Here is a 25,241-nt window from a genome sequence, read left to right on the forward strand (position 1 = left end):
CGCTATTTTTCACTGTCGACCAGACCGCGCACGAACCAGCGCTGCATCAGCAGCACCACCAGCAGGGGCGGCAGCATGGTCAGCAGCATCGCCGCCATCACCTGATTCCACTGCGTCGCCCCGTCGCCGGAGGCGATCATGCTTTTGATCCCGGCCACCGCGGTGCCGAGATTGGCATCGGTGATAATCAGCAGCGGCCACAGATACTGGTTCCAGCCGTAGATAAAGGTGATGACGAACAGCGCCGCCAGATTGGTTTTCGACAGCGGCAGCACGATATCGAAAAAGAAGCGCAGCGGGCCGGCGCCGTCGATGCGCGCCGCCTCCAGCAGCTCATTCGGCAGCGTCATAAAAAACTGCCGGAACAGAAACGTCGCCGTGGCCGACGCCATCAGCGGCAGCGTCAGCCCGGCGTAGCTGTCCATCATCTCCAGCCGGGCGATCACCTCCACCGTGGGGAAGATACGCACCTCCACCGGCAGCATCAGCGTCAGGAAGATCATCCAGAAAAACAGGCTGCGCAGCGGAAAGCGAAAGTAGACGATGGCGTAGGCGGACAATATCGACACCGTGATTTTGCCTACGGTAATCGCCAGCGCCATCACCAAGCTGTTCAGCAGCATCAGCCAGAAGGGCGTGACGCTGTTGCCGGCGCCGTGCAGCCAGATATGGCGCAGATTTTCCCACAGGTGCGCGCCGGGGATCAGCGTCATCGGCGCCTGAAACACTTGCTGATTGTCCAGCGTGGCGGCGACGAACCCGACGTACAACGGGAACAGCACCGCGGCGATGCCGACAATCAGCATCAGGTGGCTGAAGATATCCAGTCCGCGTCGGTTCTCTATCATTGGTAGTTCACCCTCCGTTCGACAAAGCGGAACTGAATCACCGTCAACCCGATAACCAGCAGCATCAGCACCACCGACTGGGCCGCGGAGCTGGAGAGATCCAGCCCGGCAAAGCCTTCGCGGTAAATTTTGTAGATAAGCGTGGTGGTGGACTGCACCGGGCCGCCGGCGGTGGCGGCGTCGATGATGGGGAAGGTATCGAAGAACGCGTATACCAGATTGATGACCAGCAGGAAAAAGCTTACCGGGGAGATCAGCGGCAGCACCAGATTGAAGAAGCGGCGCACCGGGCCGGCGCCGTCAATCGCCGCCGCTTCGATCAGCGAGCGGGGGATGGACTGCAACGCCGCCAGAAAAAACAGGAAGTTATAGCTGATCTGTTTCCAGACCGACGCCAGCACCACCAGAAACATCGCCTGGCCGCTGTTTTGCGCGTGGTTCCATGAGTATCCCAGCAGGCCGAGAAAATGGGTAATCAGCCCCAGACCGGGGTTGAACAGAAACATCCACAGCACGGCGGCCACCGCCGGCGCGACGGCGTAGGGCAGAATAATCAGCGTCTGATACAGACGGCTGGCGCGGATAACATAGTCCACCAGCGCCGCCAGAAACAGGGAGATCAGCAGGCCGAATCCCGCCACCATAAAACTAAAGGTCAGCGTGGTGTAAAAGGAATCGAGATAGTAGGGGTTATCCAGCAGCTGCCTGAAATTTTCCATACCGACGAATTCGCTGGACAGCCCGAACGGATCGAGACTTTGCACCGAATACCACAGCGCCTGACCTGCCGGCCAGAGGAAAAAAATCGCGGTAATCAGTAGCTGAGGCAGCACCAGCATATAGGGCAACCAGCTACGGTTAAAAACGGGACGGGATGATGTCATGCGTGAACTCATTAATGCTTGCACCAGGGGACGGGCCGCTTCCCTGCGGCCCGATACAACGAGGTTATTTCGTTGACTGCTCGAAGCGACGCAGCAGGGCGTTGCCGCGCGCAACGGCGCTGTCCAGCGCCTGCTGCGGGGTTTTCTTACCCATCCACACGCTTTCCAGCTCTTCATCCACCACGCTACGGATCTGCGGCATATTGCCCAGGCGTAGCCCTTTGGTGAACGGCAGCGGCGGTTTGTTCAGCATCTGGCGCGTGGCGATATCCGCACCCGGATTCTTCTCGTAGAAGCCCTGCTTTTGCGTCAGTTCATACGCGGCCTTGGTGATGGGCAGATAACCGGTTTTCTGGTGCCACTCGGCGGCGATTTCCGGCTGCGCCAGGAACTGCATAAATTCGGCGACGCCTTTATAGGTGGCGGCGTCTTTACCGTTCAGCACCCACAGGCTGGCTCCGCCGATGATGGCGTTCTGCGGCGCGCCCTGCACGTCGGCGTCATACGGCATCATGCCTACGCCGTAGTCGAATTTGGCGTGCTGACGGATATCCGCCAGCGAACCGGACGAGGCGGTGGTGATGGCGCAGTCGCCGTTGTAGAACTTCTCGGTCGGCTCATCCTTGCGCCCGAAATAGGTGAAACTCCCTTGCTTATTCATATCCTGCAACAGCTGAATATGTTTGACCTGCGTCGGCCGGTTGAATTCCAGCACCGCGTCGGCGCCGTCGAATCCGTTGTTTTTGCTGGCTACCGGCAGGCCGTGCCAGGCGCTGAAGTTTTCAATCTGAATCCAGCCCTGCCAGCCGCTGGCATAGCCGCATTTCAAGCCCGCCGCGCGCAGTTTGGCGGTGTACTCGGCCAGTTGCTGCCAGGTTTTCGGCGGCTGCTCCGGGTCTAAGCCGGCTTTTTTAAACGCGTCTTTGTTGTAATACAGCACCGGCGTGGAACTGTTAAAGGGCTGGGATAACAGATGACCGCTTTTGGCGTCGGTGTAATAACCGGAGACGGTGGGGACGAAAATCGACTCATCGAAATTGATGCCGGCGTCTTTAAACACTTCATACACCGGTTTAATGGCTTTGCTGGCCATCATGGTGGCGGTGCCTACTTCATAAACCTGCAAGATCGCCGGGGCGTTGCCGGCGCGATAGGCGGCGATGCCGGCGGCCAGATTCTGTTCGTAGTTGCCTTTGTAGACCGGGACGATTTTCACGTCGCTGCGGGACTGGTTAAAACGGTCCGCCAGTGAGTTGACCTCTTTCCCCAGCTCGCCCTCCATTGAGTGCCAGAAAGGAATTGCGGTCGCCGCCTGGGCAGTGGCGCTGCAAGCCAACGCCAATATTACGCCCGCGGCCGCTTTACGGATTTTAGGGTTAAACATGCCTGTCTCCTGCAATAGCCCAATGTTTTTTTATGCGCAGGTAACATGACATGCGCGTATGACAGAAAAATAACTGGGATATGACGGCAGAGTGACAGGCGGAATAGAACGTAGTTCAAAAAACGCGCACTTTCATATATTTTACCCTGTATGTGTCTGCTGTGAATTTATACGCTAGGGGGCAATATGGAGCATGTCATTAGGTTATCAAGAGACGGCAAGCATCAAGTGGTTATATTGCCCGCTGAATTTGCATTTGATGCCGATTGGGTTTACATCCGACGTGATAGAGAAGGGAATGTCATATTATCGAAAAAATCTGTCAAACCAGATACGTGGGATAACGTACTCCGGCTGATTCAAGAGGCTAATGTACCGGACACTTTTCTTAGTCAAGAAAAGCGTTAGCAGGATATGGCTGACAGAGTGCTGTTCTGTACAGCCATTTGCCAAATGAGATTGCAATTTCAATAGAAAGAATACCCCTCACCCCGCCACCAACACCTCAACCCCCATTTTCGCCAGCGCGTCTTTCGCCGCGGGCGGCAGGCCGTCGTCGGTAATAATGCTGTCTAAAACCGTCAGCGGGGTGGCCAGATAGGTGGCGATGCGGCCGTATTTTGAGGTGTCGCAAAGCAGAATACGTTTGCTGCTGGCTTCCACCACCGCGCGTTTGACCGCCACTTTGTCTTCATTTGGCGTGGACAGGCCGCGCAGGCTCCACGATGAGGCGGAGATAAAGGCGATATCGATAAACAGGTTACGCAGCGCCTGCGCGGTGGCTTCGCCGACGCAGGAGCGGTTTTCCCGGCACAGCGTACCGCCGGTGTGGATCATGCGGCACTGGCTGGACTCGATAAGAAAGGCGGCGATGACAAAATCGTTGGTTACGATCAGTAAATCATCCCGCTCGGCCAGGTGGCGCGCCAGCGACAGCGTGGTGGTGCCGGCGTCCAGATAGATGCAGCTGTTGGGCGGGATCTGCCGGGCCGCCAGCCGGCCAATCGCCTCTTTCTGCTGGCTGAACATCACGGATTTATCCTGATGCGACGGCTCAATCGCCAGCCGTTCGGGCGAGCGCACGCCGCCGGAGACGCTCAGCAACAGGCCGTCCTGCTCCAGCTTTTGCACATCCCGCCGCACGGTCATATGTGACACCCCGAGCCGTTCGGTCAGTTCCGTGATGCTCACCACGCCGCGTTCGGCGATCAGCGCCAGAATCCGTTGATGACGTTCTACTGGGATCATCCCTGCTCCTTCCAGCTTTGATAAATATTGTGATAACTCGCGTATTTAAGGACGATTATTATCATAAATTCACGCCGTAAACCACGCCGGGCTTAACGCTACGGCGTTACCCCTCGCGATGAAAAAGATTAACGTACTGATTTTAAATACTAATAACGAAATTCTTTTTCGTGCGGACGGCCGGCGGCGGGAATTTTATTAACCTTGTGTTAATTTGTGTGATAACAATCACCATCAACGACCATCGAAGGGGCTACATTTAACACCATAGAACAAATAATCACTAAAATTAACAAGGTGACCGTTATGAAAGAAACCGCAGAGTATGCCGTAGCCGTTATCGGTCTCGGCTCCATGGGCTTCGGCGCCGCCACGTCCTGTATCAACGCCGGGCTGACCACCTATGGCGTCGATATCAACCCGCAGGCGCTGGAGCGTTTACGCCAGGCCGGCGCCGCCGGGGCCGAAGCGAGCGTCGACGCCTTTGCCGACCGGCTGGATGCGGTGCTGCTGCTGGTGGTTAACGCCGCGCAGGTGAACGCTATTCTGTTCGGCGAGTCCGACGTCGCCGCCAAACTGCGCCCCGGGACCGCGGTGATGGTGTCCTCGACCATCTCCGCGCAGGATGCCAAAGATATTGCCCGGCGTCTGGCGCAGCATCAGCTGATCATGCTGGATGCCCCGGTATCCGGCGGCGCGGTCAAAGCCGCCGCGGGGGAGATGACGGTGATGGCGGCCGGTTCCGCTGCGGCGTTCGACAAACTCCGGCCGGTTTTGAACGCCGTCGCCGGCAAGGTCTACCGTATCGGCGAGGAGATTGGGCTGGGCGCGACCGTCAAAATTATCCACCAGCTGCTGGCGGGCGTGCATATCGCCGCCGGGGCGGAGGCGATGGCGCTGGCCGCCCGCGCCGGAATTCCGCTGGACGTGATGTATGACGTGGTCACCAACGCCGCCGGGAACTCGTGGATGTTTGAAAACCGCATGCGCCATGTGGTGGACGGCGACTATACGCCGCAATCCGCCGTCGATATCTTCGTCAAGGATCTGGGGCTGGTGACCGATACGGCCAAAGCGCTGCGCTTCCCGCTGCCGCTGGCGTCAACCGCCTTCAATATGTTTACCTCCGCCAGCAATGCCGGGTTCGGCAAGCAGGATGATAGCGCGGTGATCAAAATTTTCAGCGGCATTACCCTGCCGGAAAAACGGGAGGAAAAATGATAGCTCTGGGTGTTATTGCGGACGATTTTACCGGCGCCACCGACATTGCCAGCTTTTTGGTCGAAAACAGCCTGCCCACGGTTCAGTTGAACGGCGTGCCGCCGTCGGATTTTCAGGTTGACGCCCAGGCGGTGGTAATTAGCCTCAAGTCCCGCTCCTGCCCGGCGGAGCAGGCGGTCACTGCATCGCTGAACGCGTTGTCCTGGCTGCGCCGGCAGGGTTGCCGCCAGTTTTATTTCAAGTATTGCTCGACGTTCGACAGCACGGCCAAAGGCAATATCGGCCCGGTTACCGATGCGCTGCTGGAGGCGCTGGGCGAAACGCAAACCGTGATTTCGCCAGCGTTGCCGGTGAACGGCCGGACGGTGTATCAGGGCCATCTGTTTGTGATGGATCGGCTACTGTCCGAGTCCGGCATGCGCCATCATCCGGTGACGCCGATGACGGACAGCAATCTGCCGCGGGTGATGGAACGGCAGGCCGCCGGCCGCAGCGGGCTGGTTCCCTATCAGGTGATGGAGCAGGGCGCGGCGGCGGTGAAACGGCAGCTTGAGCAGTTAAAGCGGCAGGGCGTGCGCTACGTGGTGCTGGATACCCTGAACCAGCAGCATCTGCTGACGCAGGGCGAGGCGCTACGCGATATGACGCTGGTTACCGGCGGCTCCGGTCTGGCTATCGGCCTTGCCCGCCAGTGGGCGCCGTCGACGCCGCACACCGCAGCGGCCACCGCCGCCGGGATGCCGCAGCCCGGCCCCGGCGTGGTGCTGTCCGGCTCCTGTTCGGAGATGACCAATAAGCAGGTCGCCCGTTACCGCGAGCAGGCGGCCAGCCGCGCCATAGACGTCGCGCGCTGTCTGCAAGGGGATGAGGCGCGGCGGGCTTATGCCCGCGAGCTTGCCGCATGGGCGGACGAGCATCGCGCACAGGCCCTCGCGCCGCTGTTGTACGCCACGGCCTCCGCGGACGATCTCGCCCGGATCCAGCAGCGCTGGGGGGCGGAGGCCAGCAGCCAGGCGGTGGAAAGCCTGTTCGCCGACGTCGCCCGTCAGCTGCGGCAGGATGGTTTTCAGCGCTTTATCATCGCCGGCGGCGAAACGTCCAGCATTGTGGTGCAAACGTTGGGCATCCATGCTTTCCATATCGGCCCGTCGATTTCGCCCGGCGTGCCCTGGATCAGATCCACCCATCATCCGCTGTCGCTGGCGTTGAAATCCGGCAATTTCGGCGATGAGGATTTTTTTGCCCGCGCGCAAAGGGAGTTCGCAGTATGAGTGAGCATTGCCGTAGGGATGAACAACAGGCGCGTGACGAGATGGTCCGGCTGGGGGCCTCTTTCTTTCAACGCGGCTACGCCACCGGTTCGGCGGGCAATCTCTCGCTGCTGCTGGACGACGGCACGCTGCTGGCGACGCCGACCGGGTCCTGTCTGGGAGAGCTTGCGGCCGACCGCTTATCCAAAGTCGGCATCGGCGGCGAATGGATTTCCGGCGACAAGCCGTCGAAGGAAGTCAGCTTTCATCTCGCCATCTACCGCAGCAACCCGCAATGTCGGGCGATCGTTCACCTGCACAGCACCTATCTGACGGCGCTTTCCTGTCTGGAGGGACTGGACCCGCAGGACGCGATCAAACCGTTCACGCCCTACGTGGTGATGCGGGTCGGCCAAGTGCCGGTCGTACCCTATTACCGTCCGGGCGATGCGCGGCTCGGCGAGGATTTGGCCAAGCTGGCCCCGCACTATCGGGCGTTTCTGCTGGCCAACCACGGTCCGGTGGTCACCGGTAAGGATTTACGGGCGGCGGCGGACAATATGGAAGAGCTGGAAGAAACCGCCAAACTGATCTTTATTCTCGGCGACCGGCGTATTCGTTATCTCACTGCTGAAGAAATTGCTGAATTACGGAGTTAATCATGCCTAAATTTGCGGCCAATCTTTCCATGCTGTTTACCGAGCTGCCGTTTCTCGATCGTTTCAAAGCCGCGGCCGATGCCGGCTTTGAGGCGGTGGAGTACCTGTTTCCCTATGAGTATCCGGCGCCGCTGCTGGCGGAAAAGCTGCGGGAAAACGGCCTGAAGCAGGTGTTGTTCAATACCGCGCCCGGCAACGTCGCGGCGGGAGAGTGGGGCGTCGCCGCGCTGCCCGACCGCATCGACGATGCGCGCCGGGATATCGACAGCGCGCTGGAATACGCGCTGGCGCTGCACTGCCCGTCGGTACTGGTGATGGCGGGAGTGGTGCCGGCCGGCGCCGATGGCGATGCCTATCGGCAAACCTTTATCGATAACCTGCGTTACGCCGCCGATAAATTTGCGCCCCACGGCGTCAACATCATGATTGAAGCGTTAAGCGCGAAGGTGAAAGAGAATTATCTGTTTGCCAGCCAGTATCAGGCGCTGGAATTGGTAAATCTGATCGGCCGGCCGAATGTGTATATTCAGCTGGACTTTTTCCACGCGCAAATTGTGGATGGCAACCTGACGCAAATTATTCACGATCTTGACGGCCGCGTCGGACATATTCAAATCGCGTCGGTTCCGGCCCGGCACGAGCCGGACGAAGGGGAAGTTAATTATTCTTTTCTGTTTGACGAGTTGGACCGCGTGAATTATTCCGGCTGGATTGGGTGTGAATATCATCCGCGGGGTAAAACCGCGGCGGGACTGGGTTGGGCGCGGCCCTGGCTCAGAGAGGGGAGATAATATCGCCAAAAAAATATATCGACGCCAGAGAAGCCTTTATTAAAAAACCAGAAAATACCGGGTTTCCGTATTATTTTTCTACGGAAATCAGGGCGCCTTTTTCTTTAAATAACGCATAAATACCCGATCGGTCTCAGTATGCGGTCAATATTGTCGCGCCGTGAAAGATGCCGGGGTATATATATTGATGAGAGCATAAATATGGCTACCTCACTCCTACTCTGCATCGCCATCGCCGGGGTATTATTGCTTGCTGCTCCTGATGGTTATTAAATTTAAAATACAGCCCTTTGTGGCGCTGCTGGTGGTGAGCCTACTGGTGGCGCTGGCGACCGGTATTCCAACGGGCGAGGTCATGAAAGTGGTGACCTCCGGCATGGGCGGCATTCTCGGGTCGGTGACGATCATTATCGGCCTCGGCGCCATGCTGGGCAGAATGATTGAAGTCTCCGGCGGCGCGGAATCGCTGGCCAGACGCTTCGCCCAGCTGATGGGGCCGGGATTAATGGTGGCCGCCTTGACCAGCGCCGCTTTTATTCTGGGTATCCCGGTCTTTTTCGACGTCGGATTTATTATTCTCGCGCCGATTGTTTATGGCTTCGCCAAAGTCGCCAAGGTTTCGCCGATTAAATTCGGCCTGCCGGTGGCCGGCGTGATGCTGACGGTGCACGTCGCGCTGCCGCCGCATCCCGGTCCGGTGGCGGCGGCCGGATTGCTGAATGCGGATATCGGCTGGCTGACGATCATCGGTCTGGCGGTGTCCGTTCCCGTCGGCATTATCAGCTACTGGGTCGCCAAGGGGCTTAACCGGCGTAACTACGCGCTCTCCGTTGAGGTGCTGGAGCAGTTGCAATTGGCGAAACCGGAGCAGGCCGATCCGCAGGGGGAAAACTCCTCCACGCCGCCGGCCGGGTTGATCGCCGCGCTGATCGTCATTCCAATCCTGATTATTATGCTCGGCACCGTTTCCGCCACCATCCTGCCCGCCGGACATGGGGTACGCGACCTGATGTCGCTGGTCGGTTCCCCGGCGGTGGCGTTGCTGATCGCGCTGGCGCTGGCCTTCTGGCTGATTGCGCTGCGTCGCGGCTGGTCGCTGGAAAAAGCCGGCGGCGTGATGGGGGATGCCATGCCCGCCGCGGCGATGGTCATCATGGTGACCGGCGCGGGCGGGGTGTTCGGTAAAGTGCTGGTGGAATCCGGCATCGGCAAAGCGCTGGCGGATACCCTGACCAGCATTCATCTGCCGCTGGTGCCCGCCGCGTTTATCCTTTCCCTGGCGCTGCGCGCCTCGCAGGGCTCCGCCACCGTGGCGATTCTCACCACCTGCGGCCTGCTGAGCGAGGCCGTCAGCGGCTTGAATCAGATACAGCTGGTGCTGGTGACGTTATCCGCCTGTTTCGGCGGGCTGGGGCTTTCCCACGTCAATGATTCCGGCTTCTGGATTGTGACCAAATATCTCGGTCTGTCCGTCGCCGACGGCCTGAGAACCTGGACCGTGCTGACCACCGTACTGGGTCTGGCCGGTTTTATCTTTACCTGGGCGCTGTGGTTTATTTTCTAAGCCCGCTGCGCGCCGGCCTAAATTCGGCCGGCGCCGCCAGATTATCGTCTCTCTTTATCGATGAGAAAAGTTAAATATTCCCATCCGCAATAGCGGCGGGGTATGCTAATAAATTGATATATAAAAGTAAAAATTAATACAAATTTATGTTTTTAGTTTATTAACTTATGAAAAATAAATCATCCAATTAACCAGCCGATAAATTCCCCGAATCATTATTTTAAATAATATGCAACATGTTGCCTGACCTTACACACCCTCTTTCTGCGTCATCGTTAACTTTCAGGGCGTGGTTTAAATCAACTCTCTAAGGGAAAATCCAAGGATTTTTATGCATTGGTTAAAAAAAATGAAGCTCGGCACCATGCTGGGCGCCGGCTTTACGCTGGTGATTGTGATTGGTTTTCTGGTGGCGCTGTTCGGCCGCATTCAGCTGGTTTCGGTGGGGGATAACCTGAATTATCTGGCCAATACCCGCCTGATCAACCTGCTGCTGATGCAGGAAATCAAAGACAATATGAATATCACCGCGCAGGATATCCGCGACGGTTCGCTGTATAGCGATGTCCGGCGCGTTGAAGAGAAAACCCGCAGCGTCGAGGCGATCATCAGCCGCAATAACGAGCTGTTAAAACAGCTGGATGAAAAATTGAATCTGAAAAGATCGCGAGAATTGCTGGAGCAAGTTAATACGCTGCGTCTCCCCTATAGCGATGCGATCAAAAAGGCGATCGATCTTCTCCGTTCCGGCCAACAGGATCGCGCCAGGGAGGTGATTCTGGGCGAGGTGATCGAGGCGCAGGAAGCGGCGCTGAGCGCCCTGAGCACCATGATCAACGAACATAAGAACGATACGGTCGCCATGTCGCAGCGCTTTATGTCCGACGCCAATGCCGCCGGCACCCTGCTGCTGATTATCACCGCCATCAGCGCCTTGCTCGGCGCGCTGATTGCCTGGGGGATCACCCGTAAGGTGCGGGGGCAGCTGGGCGGCGAACCGGCTTACGCGGCGCATATCGCCCGGCAGATAGCGGAAGGCCGGCTGTCCATGTCGGTCGATCTGCGCGACGGCGATAGCGGCAGCCTGCTGGCCGCGATGAACGGTATGCGCGAACATCTGCACGGCATCGTGCATCAGGTGCGCGAGAGCAGCGAATCCATCTCCGTCGGCGCCAGCGAAATCGCCGCCGGCAGCACGGATCTCAGCCAGCGTACCGAAGAGCAGGCCGCCAGCCTGCAGCAAACCGCCGCCTCCATGGAGCAAATGAGTCAGGCCATCCGTCAGAATGGCGAGACGGTGCGCTCCGCCACCCGTTTGGCCCATTCCGCCAGCGACACCGCCGCCAAAGGCGGCGACGCGGTAGGCGACATCGTGCAGACCATGCAGGAGATCAGCGGCAGTTCGCGCAAAATCGGCGACATTATCAGCGTGATTGACGGCATTGCCTTCCAGACCAATATCCTGGCGCTGAATGCGGCGGTGGAAGCCGCCCGCGCCGGCGAGCAGGGGCGGGGATTTGCCGTGGTGGCGGGAGAAGTCCGTTCCCTGGCTCAGCGCTCCGCTTCCGCCGCCAAGGAAATCAAGGATCTGATTGGCGAAAGCGTCGCCACCGTGGAGAAAGGCGCGACGCTGGTCAGCGATGCGGGAGCCACCATCAATGAGCTGGTCAGGCAGGTGCGCAACGTCGCCGAGATGATCAGCGAGATTGGCTCAACCACCGAAGAGCAGGAGCATGGCATCGGCCAGATTAACGACGCCATCAACCAGCTGGATCAGGTGACGCAGCAGAATGCCGCCCTGGTGGAGGAGTCCGCCAGCGCGGCCGACAGCCTGAGCGATCAGGCCGCCAGACTGGTGGAGCTGATGAGCGTGTTCAGTATTGTGCAGGGGAATAGAACGCCTGCCGCGGCGCCGGCGTTACGCAAAGCCGCCCAGCCCAAGCTGGCGCTCTCTTCCGGCGGCGACTGGGAGCAGTTCTAACCGGTGGTGAAACCGCTGAGCGCTCAGCGGTTTCACGCCATGATTACAGCGCGCGGCGTAGCCGCGCCACCGCCTCATGCATCTGCGCTTCCGTCGCGGTGGCGAAGGAGAAACGCAGCGTCGCATAGTCCGGCGAGTCGGAGAAGAAGAATTCCCCCGGCACGAACACCACCCCCTGATTCAGCGTCTGTTTTAGCCACTCGGTGGTGTTGAACGGCTGGCGGAATCTGGCCCACAGGAACATGCCGCCTTGCGGCGGGTTAAAGCTCATCACATCCCCCAGCTCTTGCTCCACCAGGCCGGACAGCAGCCGGCTTTTTTCCTTATAGGCGTAGCGGATCTTTTCAATCTGCCGCTCCAGACGCCCCAGTCCCAGATAACACTCCGCGATGCTCTGCGACAGCGCGCTGGCGTGCAGATCCGCCGCCTGTTTGATGATGGCGACCTTATGCAGCAGCCAGTCCGGGAGGATCGCCCAGCCAAGACGCAGGCCGGGAGCCAGTATCTTGGAAAAGGTGGAGGTATAAAGCACAGGCTGCGTGGCGCCCGGCGTTTCCTGCGCCAGCTGGAACAGCGTCGGATGGCGCTCTTCGGTAAAACGCAGCTCGCCGTACGGGTCATCCTCGATAATAACGAAGTTATGGCGCTGCGCCAGCGCGATCAGCTGCCTGCGGCGCTCGTCGCTCAGGGTGACGCCGCTGGGGTTGCCGAAATTCGGCACGATATAGACGCCTTTGATGCGCTGTTTCTGCAGCAGCGCCGCCAGCTCATCCACCACCATGCCGTTTTCGTCCGACGCCACGGACATCACCTGCGCCTGCGCCAGCTCAAGGGTTTGCAGCGCGGCAAGGTAGGTGGGGCGCTCAACGACAAATACGTCGCCCGGATCGACCATCGCGCGCATGATCAAATCCAGCGCCTGCTGCGACCCCGCCGTCACCACGATTTCTTCGGCCCGCGTTTTCACGCCGCGCGTGGCGCAAAGGTCGGCGATGCGTTCGCGCAGCACGCCGCTGCCTTCGGTCAAGCCATACTGGAACGCGCTTTGCGGCTGTTCGGTAATGGCTAACCGCGTGGCCTGATTCAGACCGTCGAAATCAAACAGCGCATCCGACGGGATCCCCCCGGCCAGGGAGATAATATTCTCCATCTTGCTATGCTTCAGCAGTTCGCGAATGGCTGAGCTTTTCAACTGCGCGACGCGCCGAGCCAGTAACTCTTCAGTGGCCATGTCTCTTCTTGTACCTTTTGCAGAACAGGCCGGGAAACGGCCTGATATCAATCAACCGCCCAGATAGGCTGAGCGCACCGCTTCATTCGCCAGTAACGCCGCGCCGGTGTCTTCCAGCACCACGTGGCCGTTTTCCAGGACATAGCCGCGGTCGGCCAGACGCAGCGCCTGATTGGCGTTTTGCTCCACCAGGAAGATGGTCATGCCCTCTTCACGCAGCTGCGCGATGGTGTCGAAAATTTGCAGGATGATAATCGGCGCCAGCCCCAGCGACGGTTCGTCCAGCAGCAACAGTCGCGGCTGGCTCATCAGCGCCCGGCCGATGGCCAGCATTTGCTGCTCGCCGCCGGACATGGTGCCGGCCCGCTGGGCGCGGCGCTCGAACAGGCGCGGAAACAGCTCGTAGACCCGTTCGATCCGCTGCTGATACTGCTCCCGCTCGGCAAAGAAGCCGCCCATGGCCAGATTCTCTTCCACCGTCATGCGGGCAAATACGCGGCGGCCTTCGGGAACGATGGCGATCGCCTCGCGCATAATCCGCGCGGTTTGCCAGTGGGTAATGTCTTTGCCGTCAAAGATGACGGTGCCTTCGCTGGCCCGCGGATCGCCGCACAGCGTACCCAGCAAGGTGGTTTTACCGGCGCCGTTGGCGCCGATAAGGGTAACGATCTCGCCCTGTTCGATGTGCAGGCTGACCTGATGCAGCGCCTGAATTTTACCGTAATGGGCCGAGACCTGATTTAATGACAGCATAACTTTATCCTTCGCCCAGATAAGCACGGATGACATCCGGGTTATTGCGAATTTCCGCCGGGGTGCCGTGGGCCAGCGGGGTTCCCTGATTAACGACGTAAATCCGATCGGAAATCCCCATCACCAGCTTCATGTCATGTTCGATCAACAGCACGGAAACCTGATGGCGATCGCGCAGTTCCACAATCAGCTGATTCAGCTCGGCGGTTTCTTTCGGGTTCAGCCCGGCGGCGGGTTCGTCCAGCATCAGCAGTTCCGGACGGGTCACCATACAGCGGGCGATTTCCAGCCGCCGCTGCTGGCCGTAGGCCAGATTGCCGGCCTGACGGTTGGCGAGCGCCAGCAGGCCGACGCGCTCCAGCCATACCGCCGCGCGATCCTGCGCATCCGCCTCCGCGCGCCGGAAGCCCGGCGTTTTCAGCAGCCCGGCGAACACCCCGCTTTTAAGATGCTGATGCTGCGCCACCAGCAGGTTTTCAATCACCGTCATCTCACGGAACAGGCGCACATGCTGGAACGTGCGCACCACGCCCATGCGGGCGATCTTCTGCCCGGACAAGCCTTCCAGATGCCGATCGCGCAGCAGGATGGTGCCGCCGGTGGGGCGGTAGAAACCGGTCAGGCAGTTGAATACCGTGGTTTTCCCCGCGCCGTTGGGGCCGATCAGCGAGACGATTTCCCCGGCGTGAATGTCCAGCTCAACGTTGTTGACCGCCAGCAGGCCGCCGAAGCGCATGGTCAGACCCCTGACCGATAATAATGGCTGCGTACTCATGCCTGCTCTTCCTTCTTACCCACCTGCAACTTCATTTGCGGACGCTTCATCGGCAGCAAACCCTGCGGGCGCCAGATCATCATCAACACCATCAGCGCGCCCAGCAGCAGCATGCTGTATTCGTTCAGGTCGCGCATCAGTTCGCGGGAAACCACCAGCAGCACGGCGGCGAGGATCACCGCGAACTGCGAGCCCATACCGCCCAGCACCACAATCGCCAGCACAAAAGCGGACTCGGCGAAGGTGAAGGATTCCGGGCTGACGAAGCCCTGGCGGGCGGCAAACAGCGTCCCGGCGAAACCGGCGAACGCCGCGCTGATGGTAAACGCCGTCAGCTTGATGCGCGTCGGGCTCAGTCCCAGCGAGCGGCAGGCGATTTCATCGTCGCGCAGCGCTTCCCAGGCGCGGCCCAGCGGCATGCGCAGCAGGCGATTGATGACAAACAGCGTCAGCACCACCAGCAGCAGCGCCACCAGGTAGAGGAAAATAATGCGGTCGCCGGGGCTATAGGCCAGGCCGAAAAAGTTATGGAAGGTATCCCAGCCGTCGCGGGCGCTGCGGCTGAACTCCAGACCGAAGAAGGTCGGTTTGGGGATCTGGCTGATGCCGTTCGGGCCGCCGGTGATTTCGGTATTATTCAACAGCAGGATACGGACAATCTCACCGAATCCCAGGGTGACGATGGCCAGATAGTCGCCGCGAAGCCGCAATACCGGGAAACCGAGCAGGAAGCCGGACAGGGCGGCCGTCATGCCCGCCAGCGGCAGACTTTCCCAGAATCCCAGACCGTAGTAGTGGTTCAGCAGGGCGTAGGTATAGGCGCCGATGGCGTAAAAGCCGCCGTAGCCTAATACCAGCAGTCCGGACAGGCCGACGACGACGTTTAATCCCAGCCCCAGCATCACATAAATCAGCGTCAGGGTGGCGATATCCACCGTACCGCGCGACACCAGAAACGGCCAGGCGACGGCGGCGGCGATCAACAGCGCCGCCAGCAATTTCTGCCGCGGCGTGCTGCCGTCGAAGCTCGGCAATACCAGCGACGGGACGGCGAATTTCTTTATGCTCTGCTGGAAGAACGGGCGGATTAGCTGGAAGAAGAACACCACCACGCAGCCCGCGCCGATCCAGTACCAGCGCACCTGATCGGCCCCGCGCACCACCAGCCTGGTGCCGTCAAGCCCCAGTTGCATGCCCATGATAAATGCCGCCAGCACCAGCAGCATCAGCGCGGAGACCAACGCGTTGAACAGATTGAGCTGTTTCATACCTTCTCAACCTCCGGACGGCCCAGAATACCGGTGGGCATCACCAGCAGCACCACGATTAACAGCGCGAACGACACCGCGTCTTTGTACTCGGTGCTCAGATAGGCCGAGGTCAGCGCCTCCGCCACGCCCAGAATCAACCCGCCGATCATCGCGCCGGGAATGCTGCCGATACCGCCCAGCACCGCGGCGGTAAAGGCTTTCATCCCGGCCATAAAGCCGATATAGGGGTTAATCACGCCATAGAACTGCCCCAGCAGCACGCCGGCCACCGCCGCCATCAAGGCGCCAATCACAAAGGTCAGCGAGATCACCCGGTCGGTGCTGATGCCCAGCAGGCTGGCCATCTTCAGATCTTCAGCACAGGCGCGGCAGGCGCGTCCCATGCGCGAATAGCGAATAAACAGCGTCAGCGCCAGCATCGCCAGGAACGTCACGATCCAGATGGTCAGCTGCATGGTGCTTATCGTCGCGGCAAAGCCGTTACTCTCGCCCAGCGTCCACTGTCCGGTGACCAGGCTGGGCAGGGCGACGTCGCGCGAGCCCTGGGTCAGGCTGACGTAGTTTTGCAGGAAAATCGACATCCCGATGGCGGAAATCAGGGCGATCAGACGCTTGGAGGTGCGCACCGGCCGATAGGCGACGCGTTCGATGCTCCAGCCATAGGCGCTGGAAATCACCACGGCGGCGATAAACGCCACGCCGATCAGCAGCCAGCCGGCGTCGATGCCCATCATCATCAGGGCGGCGATAACGATAAAGGAGACATAGCTGCCGATCATATACACTTCGCCGTGGGCGAAGTTAATCATGCCGATAATGCCGTAAACCATGGTGTAGCCAATGGCGATCAGCGCATAGGTGCTGCCCAACGTCAGGCCGTTGAACGTCTGCTGAAGAAAATAGAGGAACTGCTCGGACATACCTTAACCTTAAATTCTGCCCCCGCGTCTTGCGATAGCGGGGGCATGCGGTACTGAGGGATTAATACGGATTTGCTTGATTACTTCACTATGGTGGAAGTACCGTCTGCGTGCCACTCAAATACGCCAAACTCAAACCCTTTCAGGTCGCCTTTTTCATCCCAGCTTAACGGTCCCATCACGGTATCAACGGGTTTTGCCTTCAGATCGCTCGCCAGTTCTTCCGGCTCCGTGCTGCCGCTGCGCTCCATGGCGGTAGTCAGGGACTGTAACGCGGCATAGGTCGTCCAGACGAACGGACCGGTCGGGTCCAGCTTTTTCGCTTTCAGGGCATCCACCACCGGCTGGTTCTCCGGCACCTGATCGTAACGTTTGGGCAGCGTGACCAGCATCCCTTCAGATGCTTCGCCGGCGATATTGGACAGCGATGAGTTGCCCACGCCCTCCGGTCCCATAAATTTGGTGGTCATGCCGGCCTGACGGGCCTGGCGCAGGATCTGCCCCATTTCCGGGTAGTATCCGCCAAAATAAACGAAGTCCACGTTTTCTTTTTTCAAGCGCGCGACCAGCGTGGAGAAATCTTTATCGCCCGCCGTCACACCTTCAAACAGCACGACGTTCGCGCCGGCTTTTTTCAGGTTATCCTGCACCGAGCGGGCCAGGCCTTCGCCGTACTGCTGTTTGTCATGCACCACGCCGATACGCTGAGGCTTGATGGTTTCGAGAATGTATTTCGCCGCGGTCGGGCCCTGATCGGAGTCGAGGCCGGTGGTGCGCAGCACCAGATTGTAGCCGCGGGTGGTCAGATCCGCGTTGGTGGCGGCGGGCGTAATCATGATCACGCCTTCTTCCTCATAAATATCAGACGCCGGCTGGGTGGAGGAGGAACACAGATGGCCAATGACATAGCGGATACCGTCATTAATGACCTTGTTGGCGACGGCGACGGCCTGTTTCGGGTCACAGGCGTCGTCATATTCAACGCCAACCAGTTTATTGCCGTTCACGCCGCCTTTGGCATTGATATCCGCAATGGCCTGACGGGCGCCGATGAACTCCATATCGCCATACTGCGCCACCGGGCCGGACATCGCGCCGACGACCGCCACTTTGAGATCCGCCGCGTTTGCCGCCTGACCGAGCGCGATTGCCATACAGCCCATCAGCAATATTTTGCTTTTACTCAATTTCATCCGTTTTACCCCAAGTTTTATTATGAATATTGCCGAAAATTTGGCTGCCCACGTCATAAGATAACCTTTTTCTTATATGTAAGAACAGGTTAGGTTTATTATTAGCAATGAATTCTAATAAGGCTTTATTTTTCATATTATTAAACAGGAATTTTATGCTGCAAATCAACTCCCGCCAGCAGGAATAAGCGAGGACGGCAGCATAAAATACCAGGCTTAAAATCCAGTGTTTAATTTATATATAGTCAGTTATGCTGCTTTATGCCTTAATTATTGACGTTTTACTCGAAAAATAGGCGGCGTGAAAAGCATTTTCCCTATTAACTGTAAAGAAGAAATTGCGTAACTGTTCCACTACAAGCCTACTACATTATTCTTCACTCATTTTATGGGGTGCCAGTAAATGAAACTAACCGTTGAGAATCTTGCTGAATTCAGTGACCAGGACAAAATTGATCTGGCGAAAATCTGGCCGCATCAGAATCTCGAGCTTCTACAGGCGGGGCTGACGCCGGAGCGCCGTATCTTTGCCGCCCGTTTTAACGATCGGCTGTTGGCCGGGGTGTTAGTGGAAATCAAAGGCGAATACGCTCAACTGAGCGATATGGTCGTGCGCGTGGAGACCCGACGCCGCGGCGTCGGCCTGTATTTGGTGGAAGAGGTGCTCAGGCAGCTACCCGGCGTCAAGGAGTGGTGGCTGGCGACGGCGGATCACGCGACGGTTAACGAAGAGGTGCTGGCGAAATTTATGCTTAGCTGCGGTTTTTCACCGGTATCCGGCGGCTGGCGCTATATAAAGAATGAAAATTTTTAATAGGTAAAACCGGGGGAAACGGTCAATTGGCGGCTTCATGGCATCATTTGTCATTCCCGAGACTTTGCCCCTGCTGCGCAGATAAGCAGCAATGCTGGATCTGGACTCCTGATTATTTATCATCCAGCATTGATGACGCTGAACCACTTACTGGACGATAAACTGATGGATACAGTTGAACAACTCAATGGCAGCTATTTTTTTGACGGAATGATGAACCTTACTCAAGGAGAGCTGGCATTCTGGATCGTTGTTGATGAAGCCCAAAATCAACTTGGCGTTAAAGATGTATTTTCTTTGGCGCTGATTATTGGTGGAATTCCAATCGTTCCTACCCGAACAAAGCTTGACGCGGGCAGAACGACCAAAAATACCAGCCCACTATCCGTTGCCATGAGAACCCTGATCGGGCATCGCCTTGAAACCCGATGGCGTTCCCCGACATGGAGAACAATGTTGAATGGACAATGGGCAAAAACAAATAGTCTAGGGGGACTTATTGGCCGTTGGTTGCCGTGGGTGGGGGTTATGATCACAGCATATGATTTGGCAATGATTACCCTAAATAGCGTTAGACGTTTTAACCTTATAGTTAAACCGGAGCATAGGGTATGAACGGTGATAAGACGATAGAAATACTTGATTTTGTGCGTAAAGAACTATCGGCACATGATCTTGAACTGGATACGTCTCTGACGACGGGAAAAGAGGCGACGTTAGAGGAAGATGTCCTCGAGATGATGGAAAAATATTCAGAACGTTTTAAAGTGGATTGCTCAAATCTTGACTGGGTCAGGTACTTCCCGCGGGAAGGGATCCCATTCATACCCAACTTTCTGTTACCTGAAAGGTTTAGAACCGATCGCCATGTGCCACAGTCTCTAACTGTACGTATGCTGGTTGAGTCAGAAAAAGTCGGTCATTGGTTATACGATTAATCGCCGCGCTGTGCGGCAGGGTCCGACATCGTGCCGACAACCGTCACTTTGATATCCTTGAATGGCGCACGAATTCAAAAAGCAGATCCCCGCCTGCGCGGGGATGACGGTGAGCGAGGCGGGGAACTATGCATGGGTGCATGCTACCAGTAGATTCAGGCTTCTATCGCCATGCGCAGCTTTTTCATGGCGTTCTTTTCCAACTGCCGTACCCGCTCGGCGGAGACGCCATATTGGTCGGCCAGATCCTGCAAGGTGGATTTATTGTCGTCATCCAGCCAGCGGGCGCGAATAATATGCTGGCTGCGCTCATCCAGCCCTTTCAGGGCGTAAGTCAGTTTGTCCGCCGCGTGGCCTTCCCAGTTATCCTCTTCAATGCCGTCGGCAAAATCAGACGATTTATCCTGTAGATACAGCATCGGCGACATGGCTTTGCCATCGTGCGTTTCTTCGTCCGGCGTCGGATCGAAAGTCATGTCCTGCGCGGCCATGCGCGACTCCATCTCGCGTACGTCCTTGCTGGTCACACCCAGTTCGCGGGCCACCAACTCCACTTCGTCCTGATTAAACCAGCCGAGACGTTTTTTCGATTTGCGCAGGTTGAAAAACAGCTTCCGCTGCGCCTTGGTGGTCGCCACTTTCACAATGCGCCAGTTACGCAGAACGTACTCGTGAATCTCGGCTTTAATCCAGTGCACGGCAAAAGAGACCAGACGCACGCCCACTTCGGGATTAAAGCGGCGCACCGCCTTCATCAGGCCGATGTTGCCTTCCTGAATCAGGTCCGCCTGCGGCAGGCCGTAGCCGGAGTAATTACGGGCAACGTGGATAACAAAACGCAGATGCGACAGAATCAGCTGCTTGGCTGCTTCCAGATCGCCATGATAATGCAGTCGTTCAGCCAGAGCCCGCTCCTCCTCCGCCGTCAGCATAGGATAGGCGTTGGCGGCTCTAATGTAACCTTCCAGACTGCCTTGGGGTACCAGGGTGAAAGTTTGCATATCTTTGGTCATTCAACCTCTCTCAATTATGCGATGTCTCTTAGGAAGAGAACCGCTTGTGCGACCCGTCACGGACGAATCGCGATATTAACGCCGTTGTGCATCGGCGGGTCGTGCAGTAACCCGACATAAGTTCAGACTGTGATTTTACTCACAAGTTCCTCTGATTCTATCCATTTTATTTAACATATCAAGATGAATACCCGAGGAAATCATACGCCCGCCGAGGTGAAAAAACCGTTGCGCCCGAGGGCGTTTCCCCTGTGCGCGCGGCCTGAATCACAGGGGAAGATTATAGCAAAAAAAGATTACTGCGGTGTAAAACGACGTAAATGTTGCACCGTCGCCAGCCAGGCGGCCAGCCAGCCGATCATCCCGGCGACCAGCAACAGCAGCAGGGATTCGTCCCAGCTCAGCCCGGTTACTTTGAAGGTGGTGCCAAACACCGCGGCGACCTGAGTGACGGCGGCATCCAGCTTCCACACCAACGCCTGCGACAGGATCAGCGACAGCACGGCGCCGCCGAATCCCATAACGGCGCCGCCGTTCAGGAAGGGACGCAGGATAAAACCATCCGTCGCGCCAATCAGCTTCATAACGTTAATGGTTTCGCGGCGGCTGAAAATACTCAGGCGCACGCTGTTGCCGATAACTAAAAAGACGGCGATAACCATCAGGATGCCAATGGTCGCGGAAATCTGTCCGACCAGGCTGGTCAAGGCCACCAGCCGGGCAAACCAGCTGTCGTCCATGCGTACCTCATCCACCCCCTGCGTCGCCGCCACGCGCTCGCGGAGCGTGGTGAGGGTGTCGGCGCTCTGGAAATTCATCCTGGGGGTGATAATGGCGACCGCCGGCAGCGGATTTTCTTCCAGCATGTCCAGCGCGCCGCCAAAGCCGGACCAGTTGCGGAACTCGCCCATGGCGTCATTACGCGACAGATAATTAACCTTTTCGACCCCTTCTTCCGCCTGAAGCCGGGTGATCACCGCCTGCGCGGCGTCATCGTCCAGGGATTTGTCCAGATAGACGGTCAACTGCGGCGTGGGATACCACTGGGCGGCCGCCTGGCTGACGTTTTTCCACACCAGATAACAGATACTCGGCAACGCCAGGGAAATCGCAATCACCATCACGGTCAGCAGCGTCGCCAGGGGCTGGCGCAACATATCGGCCAGGGTATTGCTCCAGGCGTAACGCCACTGTTCCCGCCAGCCGCCGCGCAGCGATTTGGCCTTTGTGACGGTTTTCTTCACATTACGGGCGTTATTCGCCATGATGGTTTCCCCCGATCATGCGGCCGTCGGAGAGCGTCAGCACCCGATAATTGCGTCGGGATATCAGCCCGGTGTCATGGGTTGCCATCAATACCGTTACGCCTACCCGGTTGAACTCTTCAAACAGGCGCAGAATGCCTTCGGACAGCACGTCGTCCAGGTTACCGGTCGGTTCGTCCGCCAGCAGCACGGCGGGTTTATTGACCACCGCCCGCGCAATGCCGACGCGCTGCTGCTCGCCGCCGGAGAGCTGGATAGGGTAGTTGCGGGCCTTATCCAGCAGGCCGACCTTGTCCAGCGCCGCGGAGACCCGGCGGCGGATATCTTCGCTGGTGGCGCCGGCAATGATCAGCGGCATCGCCACGTTGTCATAAACGGTGCGCTCCATCAGCAGATGGTGATCCTGGAAGATCATCCCGATCTGGCGGCGCAGAAACGGCACCTCGCGCTTCGTCAAGCGGCTGATATTGTGCCCGCTGAACAGAATCTGACCGGCGCTGGGGCGTTCAATACCGCAAATCAGCTTCAGCAGGGTGCTTTTCCCCGCGCCGGAGTGGCCGGTCAGAAAGGCCATCTCCGCCGGGCGCAGATGAAAATCCACCCCCTGCAGGGCCTGACGTCCGCCGCGATACGCTTTACTGACCTGTTCAAAACGAATCATCCGTTTTAATCCTCTCGGGCAAAAAGTGCCTCAATAAAATCGTCGGCCTTGAACGGCCGTAAATCTTCGATGCCTTCACCCACCCCGATATAGCGGATGGGAATGCCAAACTGGTCGGCGATAGCGAAAATCACCCCGCCTTTGGCGGTGCCGTCAAGCTTGGTCAGCGAGATGCCCGTCAGCCCGACGGCCTCGTTGAACAGTTTCGCCTGACTCACCGCGTTCTGTCCGGTGCTGGCGTCCAGCGTCAGCATGACTTCGTGCGGCGCCTCTTCATCCAGCTTTTTCATCACCCGCACGATCTTTTTCAGCTCTTCCATCAGATGGGCTTTGTTCTGCAGGCGACCGGCGGTGTCCGCAATCAGCACATCCACCCCGCGCGCCTTGGCGGCCTGGATGGCGTCGAAAATCACCGAGGCGGAGTCGGCCCCGGTATGCTGCGCCACCACCGCGACGTTATTGCGCTGGCCCCAGACCTGAAGCTGCTCGACCGCGGCGGCGCGGAAGGTATCTCCCGCCGCCAGCATCACCGATTTGCCCTGGGCCTGAAACTGGCGCGCCATTTTGCCAATGGTGGTGGTTTTACCCACGCCGTTCACCCCGACCATCAGGATCACGTAAGGCGTTTTGCCTTCGATATTCAACGGCTCATCAACCTTAGCAAGGATCGTCGCCATTTCTTCTTTCAGCTTAACAAAAAGCGTATCAGCATCTTTCAGCTGTTTGCGATTGGCGTGCTCCGTCAGATTGGCGATGATCTTGCGCGTGGTTTCAACGCCCACATCGGCAATCAGCAGCTGCTCTTCCAGCTCTTCAAACAGATCATCGTCGATTTTCTTACCGCGAAACAATCCGATAAATCCTGAACCCAGATTCTGGCGGGTTTTCACCAGGCTGCGTTTCAGGCGGGCGAAGAACCCCTCTTTGGTGGGGCGCTCTTGTTCGTGCGTCGCCGGCGCGGTGTGATCGGCTTGCCGGCTTTCCGGTTCGGCTTCAATGACCGGCGCCGTTTCCTCAGCTAACGGCTCAACCGCCTCCGGCGCGCTATCCGCAACCTGTTCCGCCGTCGGCGCGCTTTCCTGCGCCACGGTTTCCGCGGCGACATGCGGTTCTTCCTGCGGCGCCGGTTCGGTCGGGGCTTCGTTTTCCCGCGCGGGGGAGTCGCCGGATTCGGTTTCAGGTGCGGGTTCGGAGAGCCGATGGTCATCGGCGTCCGCTGCGGGTTCCGCCGCCGGCGTATCCGCGGCTTCAGGTTTATCTTGCGGCTGCTGCTGCTGTTCTTCTTCCTGTCGGCCTAATCCCAGCCAGGAAAAAAAACCGCGCTTCTTCTCTTTTGTCATGTTGCAATCGCGCTCCACGCCGCTCACTGCAGCGAATCGATAATGAAAATCAGGCTATTTTGCCTATAAACCACAAGTTTAACACTTTCCTATCGGCAGCAACACGCAGCCGCGGGGAACAATGACCGACAATCTCGGTAACCGGATATGTCAAAGCGGCAATCCGCGACTTTTGAGGCGCGTTGCCGCAACAACGCTATCTTAACATTCCCTCAACCCCTAACCGCCGTTAGAATAGCGGCTAAATTTCTCCGGCTGTGTCGGCTGGCTTGTCCGGCGCGGCAATCAATATGTGAGCTATGGCTAAAAAAAACGCATCGTCAGCCGCCGGACAGATCCGAATCATCGGTGGTCAGTGGCGCGGCAGAAAACTCCCGGTTCCCGACAGTCCCGGCTTACGGCCCACCACCGACCGGGTGCGGGAAACCTTGTTCAACTGGCTGGCGCCCGTGATCCAGCAGTCACGTTGCCTGGACTGTTTCGCCGGCAGCGGCGCGCTGGCGCTGGAGGCGCTATCGCGCTATGCCGCCCACGCCACGCTGTTGGAAACGGAGCGCGCCGTGGCGCGGCAGTTAACGCAAAATCTGACGCTGCTGCGGGCGGAAAACGCGTTGGTCGTCAATACTGATACTTTGCACTGGCTGGCTCAGGCCGGCGAGCCGTTTGACGTGGTTTTCGTCGATCCGCCGTTTCGCCGGGATTTGCTCAACCAGACGCTGTCCCTGCTGGAGCGGCAAGGCTGGCTGGCGCCGGAAGCGTGGATTTACGTGGAAACCGAGGCGGAGAATAGCCATCTGACGATACCGGACGGCTGGCTGCTGCACCGTGAGAAAATCGCCGGTCAGGTGGCGTATCGTTTATATCTTCGCCAAGAGAACAAAGGAGCACGCGGTGATATGGATTAATCTGGGCCGTTTATTGATGCTGGGCGTGTGGGGATTTCTGATCGTTAACCTGATCCATCCTTTTCCCCGGCCGCTGAATATTTTTATGACGGTGGCGATGGCGTTTACCATCCTGATGCATGGTTTCCAACTGCTGCTGTTAAAATCCAGCCAGCCGAAGGAGAACCCCTCGCTGACCTGGGGGCAGCAGGCGCGCATTTTTCTGTTTGGCGTATTTGAACTGCTCGCCTGGCAGAGCAAGCAGCCTAAACCGCCAAAGAAGTAATCCCATTCCCGGCGGGCGCCCGGATCATGGCGTCAGCCGGTATCAGCGTTCGGAGCGGGTTACTGAG

General features: G+C 58.1%; 24 protein-coding genes and 1 pseudogene. 11 read left to right on the forward strand and 14 right to left on the reverse strand.

Going from position 1 to position 25,241, the window contains the following annotated elements:
• Nucleotides 1-2: 2 nt before the first annotated feature.
• The 4 genes from ugpE to ygbI form a co-directional block, all read right to left on the reverse strand.
• Nucleotides 3-848, reverse strand: coding sequence for a sn-glycerol-3-phosphate ABC transporter permease UgpE (gene ugpE / locus MFP24_RS06580; RefSeq protein ID WP_249229769.1), 846 nt, complete (start codon nt 846-848; stop codon nt 3-5).
• Nucleotides 845-1,732, reverse strand: a complete 888-nt coding sequence (ugpA, locus tag MFP24_RS06585; RefSeq protein WP_249229768.1) for a sn-glycerol-3-phosphate ABC transporter permease UgpA — start codon at nt 1,730-1,732, stop codon at nt 845-847. The genes ugpE and ugpA overlap by 4 nt, the downstream gene beginning before the upstream one ends.
• Nucleotides 1,733-1,796: 64 nt before the next feature.
• Nucleotides 1,797-3,116: a sn-glycerol-3-phosphate ABC transporter substrate-binding protein UgpB gene (ugpB, locus tag MFP24_RS06590; protein WP_249229767.1), complete on the reverse strand. Its 1,320-nt coding sequence runs from the start codon at nt 3,114-3,116 to the stop codon at nt 1,797-1,799.
• Between the two features lie 486 nt (nt 3,117-3,602).
• Nucleotides 3,603-4,364, reverse strand: coding sequence for a DNA-binding transcriptional repressor YgbI (gene ygbI / locus MFP24_RS06600; RefSeq protein WP_249229765.1), 762 nt, complete (start codon nt 4,362-4,364; stop codon nt 3,603-3,605).
• A gap of 306 nt (nt 4,365-4,670) precedes the next feature.
• Between ygbI and ltnD the strand changes: the two genes are divergently transcribed.
• The 6 genes and pseudogenes from ltnD (at nt 4,671) to MFP24_RS06630 (ending at nt 11,830) form a co-directional block, all read left to right on the forward strand.
• Nucleotides 4,671-5,585, forward strand: coding sequence for an L-threonate dehydrogenase (gene ltnD, locus MFP24_RS06605; protein ID WP_249229764.1), 915 nt, complete (start codon nt 4,671-4,673; stop codon nt 5,583-5,585).
• The gene (gene otnK / locus MFP24_RS06610; RefSeq protein ID WP_249229763.1) at nt 5,582-6,856 is read left to right on the forward strand and encodes a 3-oxo-tetronate kinase; all 1,275 of its coding nucleotides are present in this window, start codon (nt 5,582-5,584) and stop codon (nt 6,854-6,856) included. Before ltnD ends, otnK begins: the two co-directional genes overlap by 4 nt.
• A complete protein-coding gene (otnC, locus tag MFP24_RS06615) occupies nt 6,853-7,494 on the forward strand; it encodes a 3-oxo-tetronate 4-phosphate decarboxylase (RefSeq protein ID WP_249229762.1) in 642 nt (213 codons plus the stop codon). Before otnK ends, otnC begins: the two co-directional genes overlap by 4 nt.
• A 2-nt stretch (nt 7,495-7,496) precedes the next feature.
• Nucleotides 7,497-8,285, forward strand: a complete 789-nt coding sequence (gene otnI, locus MFP24_RS06620; RefSeq protein ID WP_249229761.1) for a 2-oxo-tetronate isomerase — start codon at nt 7,497-7,499, stop codon at nt 8,283-8,285.
• Between the two features lie 201 nt (nt 8,286-8,486).
• Nucleotides 8,487-9,849 (forward strand): annotated as a pseudogene (locus tag MFP24_RS06625) (GntP family transporter).
• Nucleotides 9,850-10,180: 331 nt separating this feature from the next.
• Entirely contained in the window at nt 10,181-11,830 is a 1,650-nt protein-coding gene (locus MFP24_RS06630; RefSeq protein WP_249229760.1) for a methyl-accepting chemotaxis protein, read from the forward strand.
• A 43-nt stretch (nt 11,831-11,873) separates the two neighbouring features.
• On the opposite strand, the gene MFP24_RS06635 is transcribed toward MFP24_RS06630, so the two are convergent.
• The 6 genes from MFP24_RS06635 to MFP24_RS06660 form a co-directional block, all read right to left on the reverse strand.
• Complete coding sequence (locus tag MFP24_RS06635; RefSeq protein ID WP_249229759.1) at nt 11,874-13,061, reverse strand: aminotransferase-like domain-containing protein; 1,188 nt, start codon at nt 13,059-13,061, stop codon at nt 11,874-11,876.
• A gap of 51 nt (nt 13,062-13,112) precedes the next feature.
• Complete coding sequence (livF, locus tag MFP24_RS06640) at nt 13,113-13,850, reverse strand: high-affinity branched-chain amino acid ABC transporter ATP-binding protein LivF (protein WP_249229758.1); 738 nt, start codon at nt 13,848-13,850, stop codon at nt 13,113-13,115.
• Entirely contained in the window at nt 13,819-14,589 is a 771-nt protein-coding gene (gene livG, locus MFP24_RS06645) for a high-affinity branched-chain amino acid ABC transporter ATP-binding protein LivG (protein WP_249229757.1), read from the reverse strand. Before livG ends, livF begins: the two co-directional genes overlap by 32 nt.
• Nucleotides 14,586-15,857: a high-affinity branched-chain amino acid ABC transporter permease LivM gene (locus tag MFP24_RS06650; RefSeq protein WP_249229756.1), complete on the reverse strand. Its 1,272-nt coding sequence runs from the start codon at nt 15,855-15,857 to the stop codon at nt 14,586-14,588. The genes livG and MFP24_RS06650 overlap by 4 nt, the downstream gene beginning before the upstream one ends.
• Nucleotides 15,854-16,780 carry a high-affinity branched-chain amino acid ABC transporter permease LivH gene (gene livH, locus MFP24_RS06655; RefSeq protein ID WP_249229755.1) on the reverse strand — a complete coding sequence of 309 codons (927 nt, stop codon included), beginning with the start codon at nt 16,778-16,780 and terminating at the stop codon, nt 15,854-15,856. The genes MFP24_RS06650 and livH overlap by 4 nt, the downstream gene beginning before the upstream one ends.
• Nucleotides 16,781-16,860: 80 nt before the next feature.
• Nucleotides 16,861-17,973 carry a branched-chain amino acid ABC transporter substrate-binding protein gene (locus MFP24_RS06660; protein ID WP_249229754.1) on the reverse strand — a complete coding sequence of 371 codons (1,113 nt, stop codon included), beginning with the start codon at nt 17,971-17,973 and terminating at the stop codon, nt 16,861-16,863.
• 403 nt (nt 17,974-18,376) lie between these two features.
• On the opposite strand from MFP24_RS06660, the gene panM reads away from it, so the two are divergent.
• From panM to MFP24_RS06675, 3 genes are all read left to right on the forward strand, one after another.
• Nucleotides 18,377-18,787: an aspartate 1-decarboxylase autocleavage activator PanM gene (gene panM, locus MFP24_RS06665; RefSeq protein ID WP_249229753.1), complete on the forward strand. Its 411-nt coding sequence runs from the start codon at nt 18,377-18,379 to the stop codon at nt 18,785-18,787.
• A gap of 165 nt (nt 18,788-18,952) precedes the next feature.
• Nucleotides 18,953-19,402, forward strand: coding sequence for an STM2901 family protein (locus MFP24_RS06670; protein WP_249229752.1), 450 nt, complete (start codon nt 18,953-18,955; stop codon nt 19,400-19,402).
• Nucleotides 19,399-19,725, forward strand: a complete 327-nt coding sequence (locus MFP24_RS06675) for a DUF1493 family protein (RefSeq protein WP_249229751.1) — start codon at nt 19,399-19,401, stop codon at nt 19,723-19,725. Before MFP24_RS06670 ends, MFP24_RS06675 begins: the two co-directional genes overlap by 4 nt.
• A 155-nt stretch (nt 19,726-19,880) precedes the next feature.
• Here MFP24_RS06675 and rpoH read toward each other — a convergent pair whose 3' ends face one another.
• From rpoH to ftsY, 4 genes are all read right to left on the reverse strand, one after another.
• Entirely contained in the window at nt 19,881-20,738 is an 858-nt protein-coding gene (rpoH, locus tag MFP24_RS06680; RefSeq protein WP_136166628.1) for an RNA polymerase sigma factor RpoH, read from the reverse strand.
• Nucleotides 20,739-21,034: 296 nt separating this feature from the next.
• Nucleotides 21,035-22,003 (reverse strand): permease-like cell division protein FtsX, encoded by a 969-nt coding sequence (gene ftsX, locus MFP24_RS06685; RefSeq protein WP_249229750.1) that lies wholly within the window; start codon nt 22,001-22,003, stop codon nt 21,035-21,037.
• Nucleotides 21,993-22,664, reverse strand: coding sequence for a cell division ATP-binding protein FtsE (gene ftsE / locus MFP24_RS06690; RefSeq protein ID WP_009114879.1), 672 nt, complete (start codon nt 22,662-22,664; stop codon nt 21,993-21,995). The genes ftsX and ftsE overlap by 11 nt, the downstream gene beginning before the upstream one ends.
• 5 nt (nt 22,665-22,669) lie before the next feature.
• Complete coding sequence (gene ftsY / locus MFP24_RS06695) at nt 22,670-24,004, reverse strand: signal recognition particle-docking protein FtsY (protein WP_249229749.1); 1,335 nt, start codon at nt 24,002-24,004, stop codon at nt 22,670-22,672.
• A 299-nt stretch (nt 24,005-24,303) separates the two neighbouring features.
• Here ftsY and rsmD point away from each other — a divergent pair, with 299 nt between their 5' ends.
• Together rsmD and MFP24_RS06705 are read left to right on the forward strand one after the other, a co-directional pair.
• Nucleotides 24,304-24,909 (forward strand): 16S rRNA (guanine(966)-N(2))-methyltransferase, encoded by a 606-nt coding sequence (gene rsmD, locus MFP24_RS06700; RefSeq protein WP_249229748.1) that lies wholly within the window; start codon nt 24,304-24,306, stop codon nt 24,907-24,909.
• Nucleotides 24,896-25,174 carry a DUF1145 family protein gene (locus MFP24_RS06705; protein ID WP_009114876.1) on the forward strand — a complete coding sequence of 93 codons (279 nt, stop codon included), beginning with the start codon at nt 24,896-24,898 and terminating at the stop codon, nt 25,172-25,174. Before rsmD ends, MFP24_RS06705 begins: the two co-directional genes overlap by 14 nt.
• The last annotated feature ends 67 nt before the right edge of the window (nt 25,175-25,241 follow it).

Source organism: Brenneria tiliae, assembly GCF_023347575.1.
GTDB classification, from domain to species: Bacteria; Pseudomonadota; Gammaproteobacteria; order Enterobacterales; family Enterobacteriaceae; genus Brenneria; species Brenneria corticis.

Excerpts from the sequence above, each read along its gene's own strand:
- ugpA (WP_249229768.1), bottom strand. The coding sequence starts at position 1,732 with ATGACATCATCCCGTCCCGTTTTTAACCGTAGCTGGTTGCCCTATATG.
- rsmD (WP_249229748.1), top strand. The coding sequence starts at position 24,304 with ATGGCTAAAAAAAACGCATCGTCAGCCGCCGGACAGATCCGAATCATC.
- MFP24_RS06675 (WP_249229751.1), top strand. The coding sequence starts at position 19,399 with ATGAACGGTGATAAGACGATAGAAATACTTGATTTTGTGCGTAAAGAA.
- ftsX (WP_249229750.1), bottom strand. The coding sequence starts at position 22,003 with ATGGCGAATAACGCCCGTAATGTGAAGAAAACCGTCACAAAGGCCAAA.
- rpoH (WP_136166628.1), bottom strand. The coding sequence starts at position 20,738 with ATGACCAAAGATATGCAAACTTTCACCCTGGTACCCCAAGGCAGTCTG.
- otnI (WP_249229761.1), top strand. The coding sequence starts at position 7,497 with ATGCCTAAATTTGCGGCCAATCTTTCCATGCTGTTTACCGAGCTGCCG.
- otnC (WP_249229762.1), top strand. The coding sequence starts at position 6,853 with ATGAGTGAGCATTGCCGTAGGGATGAACAACAGGCGCGTGACGAGATG.
- livF (WP_249229758.1), bottom strand. The coding sequence starts at position 13,850 with ATGTCATCCGTGCTTATCTGGGCGAAGGATAAAGTTATGCTGTCATTA.
- MFP24_RS06670 (WP_249229752.1), top strand. The coding sequence starts at position 18,953 with ATGGATACAGTTGAACAACTCAATGGCAGCTATTTTTTTGACGGAATG.
- ygbI (WP_249229765.1), bottom strand. The coding sequence starts at position 4,364 with ATGATCCCAGTAGAACGTCATCAACGGATTCTGGCGCTGATCGCCGAA.
- MFP24_RS06650 (WP_249229756.1), bottom strand. The coding sequence starts at position 15,857 with ATGAAACAGCTCAATCTGTTCAACGCGTTGGTCTCCGCGCTGATGCTG.
- panM (WP_249229753.1), top strand. The coding sequence starts at position 18,377 with ATGAAACTAACCGTTGAGAATCTTGCTGAATTCAGTGACCAGGACAAA.
- ltnD (WP_249229764.1), top strand. The coding sequence starts at position 4,671 with ATGAAAGAAACCGCAGAGTATGCCGTAGCCGTTATCGGTCTCGGCTCC.
- ugpE (WP_249229769.1), bottom strand. The coding sequence starts at position 848 with ATGATAGAGAACCGACGCGGACTGGATATCTTCAGCCACCTGATGCTG.
- MFP24_RS06630 (WP_249229760.1), top strand. The coding sequence starts at position 10,181 with ATGCATTGGTTAAAAAAAATGAAGCTCGGCACCATGCTGGGCGCCGGC.
- ftsY (WP_249229749.1), bottom strand. The coding sequence starts at position 24,004 with ATGACAAAAGAGAAGAAGCGCGGTTTTTTTTCCTGGCTGGGATTAGGC.
- livG (WP_249229757.1), bottom strand. The coding sequence starts at position 14,589 with ATGAGTACGCAGCCATTATTATCGGTCAGGGGTCTGACCATGCGCTTC.
- MFP24_RS06635 (WP_249229759.1), bottom strand. The coding sequence starts at position 13,061 with ATGGCCACTGAAGAGTTACTGGCTCGGCGCGTCGCGCAGTTGAAAAGC.
- ugpB (WP_249229767.1), bottom strand. The coding sequence starts at position 3,116 with ATGTTTAACCCTAAAATCCGTAAAGCGGCCGCGGGCGTAATATTGGCG.
- livH (WP_249229755.1), bottom strand. The coding sequence starts at position 16,780 with ATGTCCGAGCAGTTCCTCTATTTTCTTCAGCAGACGTTCAACGGCCTG.
- otnK (WP_249229763.1), top strand. The coding sequence starts at position 5,582 with ATGATAGCTCTGGGTGTTATTGCGGACGATTTTACCGGCGCCACCGAC.
- MFP24_RS06660 (WP_249229754.1), bottom strand. The coding sequence starts at position 17,973 with ATGAAATTGAGTAAAAGCAAAATATTGCTGATGGGCTGTATGGCAATC.
- ftsE (WP_009114879.1), bottom strand. The coding sequence starts at position 22,664 with ATGATTCGTTTTGAACAGGTCAGTAAAGCGTATCGCGGCGGACGTCAG.